The 4,186-nt window shown below is 66.9% G+C and carries 3 protein-coding genes; all 3 read left to right on the forward strand.

Annotation, left to right across the window (positions count from 1 at the left end):
* Positions 1-537: 537 nt before the first annotated feature.
* Positions 538-1,836 carry a DUF445 domain-containing protein gene (locus tag LH475_RS10795; RefSeq protein WP_297413954.1) on the forward strand — a complete coding sequence of 433 codons (1,299 nt, stop codon included), beginning with the start codon at positions 538-540 and terminating at the stop codon, positions 1,834-1,836.
* An 80-nt stretch (positions 1,837-1,916) separates the two neighbouring features.
* Positions 1,917-3,173 (forward strand): GAF domain-containing protein, encoded by a 1,257-nt coding sequence (locus LH475_RS10800; RefSeq protein WP_196843338.1) that lies wholly within the window; start codon positions 1,917-1,919, stop codon positions 3,171-3,173.
* A 354-nt stretch (positions 3,174-3,527) separates the two neighbouring features.
* Positions 3,528-4,046, forward strand: a complete 519-nt coding sequence (locus LH475_RS10805; protein ID WP_297413956.1) for a pyridoxamine 5'-phosphate oxidase family protein — start codon at positions 3,528-3,530, stop codon at positions 4,044-4,046.
* Positions 4,047-4,186 lie beyond the last annotated feature (140 nt).

Consider the following 4,186-nt stretch of genomic DNA (forward strand, 5'->3'; position numbering starts at 1 on the left):
AAAAACTGGGCTCAAACCCACGGCTCAGGACCGAGGCCGCGAACGTTCGCGCACGCTCGATTCGGGGCGCGGTCCAACATGCCGTCGTGACCCCGATGCATAGCCGTGGCCTCCATGGACGTCGTCATGGCTATCGCGACGCCCACCGCCGTGACCGTGGGTTCGATCAGCAGCGGGGCGGCCGGCTCTCGGTGCGTCGCAGCCGGTTCAGCAGGCGCCGTTGCGACCAAAGCAAGTCCCATGATGTGCGAACTCGCTGCCGAGTGAATGGTCAGCACGCTCAGCAGTAGGGACACGAGCGCCAGCAGGGCGAGCAATGACGGGCGCAGATTCAGCGCGGCACGCCTGTGAAGCGCACGCGGGCACAACCCCGGTCAGTGTCATGCGCGCCTCCACGGATGGACGCGCGCGTGAGCGGACGCACGCGTGAGCGGCACAGGCGAACCGCGAACCCCCTCAGAATATCGAATTGTGCCGCTGTCGCTGAACACGGGCAAATGAACACCACGCGACCGCGCAATCGGGCAGGCTGGAGTCATGGCGCAGACCACATCCACGGCACCCCTCACGGCACGCCTCGCGGAATCCCCGAACGATGCCGCGCGCCGCATCGCGCTCACCCGCATGAAACGGCTCGCGGCCGCGCTGCTCGTGCTCATGGCCGTCATCTTCACGGTGTCGTTCGCCCTGCAGGATCGCTACCCCTGGCTCGAATACGTGCGCGCGGCCGCCGAGGGTGGCATGGTCGGCGCCATCGCGGACTGGTTCGCCGTAACCGCCCTGTTTCGTTATCCCCTGGGCCTGCGCATTCCGCACACCAATATCATCGCCAACCGTAAAGACGAGATCGGCGCAAGCCTCGGCGAGTTCGTCGAGACCAACTTTCTCTCCGAGAGTGTTATTCGCGGCAAGCTGGAGTCGATCGGGGTTGCCCGCCGGGTCGGCGCCTGGCTCAGTATGCCGGCCAACGCCGAGAAACTCACCGGCGAACTCGCCGTGGCCGGCCAGGGCATGCTCAACCTGCTCGGCGATGACGCCATCAAGAACCTCATTGAGTCCGTCGCCCGCGAACACCTGGTCCAGCCGGAGTGGGGTCCGAGCCTCGGCCGGGTGGGGGAGCGGCTGGTCACGAGCGGGCAGCAGCACGCGGCCGTCGACCTGCTCCTGGACCGCGCCGACGGCTGGCTGCGGGCGCATCCCGAAGCGTTCGGTCGTGTGGTTTCGCAGCGGCTGCCCAGCTGGCTGCCCGGTTTCGTCGACAAGCTCGTCGACGACAAGGCCTACCGTGAGGTGCTGGCTTTCGTGGCGTCGGCGCGCGGTGACCGGCAGCATCCGGTGCGGCGGGCCATTGACGAGTACCTCGGCGAAGTCATGCACGACCTGCAATATGAGCCAGCCATGATTCAGCGGGTCGAAACGCTCAAGGCCGAGGTGCTCGATAACGCCAAGCTGCGCGAGTTCGCCGCCGACACCTGGGAGGCGATCAAGGCCTCCCTCACCGAGGCCCTCGTTGAGCCGAGGAGCGCGCTGCGGGTCGGCATCCGTTCGACGCTTCATGATGTCGGCGAGCGGCTCACAACGGATGCCGCGCTCGGCTCCCGTATCAACCGCTGGCTCGCCGACACGACCAGCTATATCGTCGCCAACTATCGCCATGAGATCGCCGGCGTGATCACCGAGACCGTCGAACGCTGGCCAGCCGCGGAGACGGCGGCGAAGATCGAACTGCAGGTGGGCCGCGACCTGCAATTCATTCGCATCAACGGAACCGTGGTCGGCGCCCTCGCCGGCTTGGCCATTTTTACGCTCGCGCACGCGGTGGCCGCACTGTTCTAAACGGCGATACCGCAGAACTGTACCGCGTTGGCCCCGATTCGGGGCAGACTAGCCTGAACTGCTGTACCCGAAAGGCACCAATGCACGACCTCACCCGGTGGGCCCTGCGCCCACTGATGCGCGTCTGGACGGCATCTGCCGAGCGCCAGGACCGACACCTGCCCCGCCCGAGCGATGCGCCGCAGGCCCACGCTCCCGGAATCGACAGCGACCGCGTGCTCATTCTCGGCTGCGGACCGGCCGTCGGTTGGGGCGTGCTCAGCCACCAGCTCGCCCTTCCCGGCTCGCTCGCCCGTGAATTGTCGGCGCGTACCGGCCGCGGCGTCGATATCGACCTCGTAGCCAGCCGCACCATGACCGCCTCGACCGCCCTCACCGCGCTGACCGACATTCGACTCGGCCGTTTTGATGCCGTCGTCGTCGTTCTCGGCGTGAACGAAGCACTCGACCTCACCAGCGTCACCGAGTGGCAGCGCCGCCTGACGGCTCTGCTCGACGTGCTGGAGCGCGACACCTCCCGCAGCACCACGATCTTTGTGCTCGGCATTCCGCCCATTCGCAGCATCGAAATCTTCAAGCTTCCGCTCGTGTTCATCGCCGATTGGTCGGCCTCCGACCTCAACGCGGTCAGCGAGAGACTGGCCGCCGTCGCGCCGCGCACCACTTTCGTGCCGTTTTCGCCCACCGCGACCGTGGAGACCGACCGACATCGCACACCCGCCGATTATCGCGGCTGGGCCGTGCTGTTGGCGGGCGCCATGTCCGACAGTCTCGACGCGGCACGCCTCGGGTTCGCGGGTCGGGCCGCGGCGCCCCTCGGTCTCGGCGTTCATCCGTCGACGCGCGACACGGATGCCGCTGGCCGGGAACGCGCCCGGCAAGCGGCCGTCGACGGCCTCGCCATTCTCGACACCCCGCCGGAGGCCCGGTTCGACCGGCTGGTCGTTCTCGCGCAGCGCCTGTTCGACACCGAATCGGCGTTGTTCGGCATCATCGATCACGACCGGCAGTGGCACAAAGCCCGCGTCGGGCTGGAGGCGACGCAACTGCCCCGCTCCGAATCGTTCTGCGCGATCACGATTGACGGCGAGGGGCCGCTCATCATTGAGGATGCCCGCACCGACGCCCGCTTCAGCGACAACCCGCTCGTGCACGGCGACCCGCGCATTCGCTTCTATGCCGGGTTTCCCATCGAGTCGCCGTCGGGGGAGCGCATCGGTGCCCTGTGCGTGTTCGACCCGAAACCGCGGGCACTCGCCGAGGTCGACCAAGTGCTGCTGCGCGAGCTCGCGCTGCTGGTGCAGCGGGAGCTGCGGGTGCCGGCACGGCGAGCGTAGGGTGCAAAGTGCGGCAAGAAGTGCGACTGGACCTCGATGGCGGTGGGAACTGGGCTGCCGTGGATATCAGCCCAACAACCGAAATCCGGTCGTGAAAATGTGTGCCTGGTTGGACGGGGCAAGGTCTGGTTTCTCCCACTGGCGGACACGCCCGCAACCGGCGACGTCGGCCAGTGGCAGGCCCTCGTGGAGCGGATTCAGCACTATTCTGAGGACGCCGACGGGATCGGCTGCTCCAGCCCCAGAATGGCATCAGCTGACCGGGCGAAATCACGCGTTGGCGTGGTGGCCGCGAGTTGATCTGTTGGCTGTCAACGCCGCGCTATTAACCCGTTCTCGCTGTAGGCTCGCGGCGTGAGCGAATCCTTACAGCGCAGGCTGCGCGCCCTGCCCGACTTCCCCGACCAGCTGCCCGTCTTCGATCCGGCCCGGGCGCCGGCCGATCCGGTCGACCTCTTTCTGGACTGGCTCGAGCACGCGCTCGCTGCCGGCGTGCTGCAGCCTCACGCCTTCAGCCTTGCGACGTCGACCATCGGAGGGTTAATCTCGTCGCGCATGCTCATCCTGAAGAACATCGACGACGGTACCTGGCAGTTCGCGAGTACACGCAGCTCCCGCAAGGGGACCGAGCTCGCCGCCAACCCGCATGCCGCCATGAACTTCTACTGGGCATCTCTCGGGCGTCAGGTGCGCGTGGTTGGCGCGGTCACCCTGCTGTCGGCCGAGGCATCCGCTCTCGACTGGGAGGAACGACCCGGAGCCGACGGCCGGGCGAACCCCGACTGGCAGCTCTACGCCCTGCACCCCACCGAGGTCGAGTTCTGGCAGGCCAGCCCCGATCTCCACCACATTCGCCACCGCTACGACCTCTAAGGGGTCAGCTCACGAAACGGAATAAATACCACGCTAAGAGTTTCCGGGTCTGTGCAGGGGGCGGAGTTTTCCGGCTTTGGGTTGGCGGGGGTTGTTCCAGGTGTAGTCGCCGGTGAGGTTGATGTGTTCCCAGCCGAGTG

It is taken from the genome of Cryobacterium sp. (genome assembly GCF_026786305.1).
Classification (GTDB): Bacteria; Actinomycetota; Actinomycetes; order Actinomycetales; family Microbacteriaceae; genus Cryobacterium.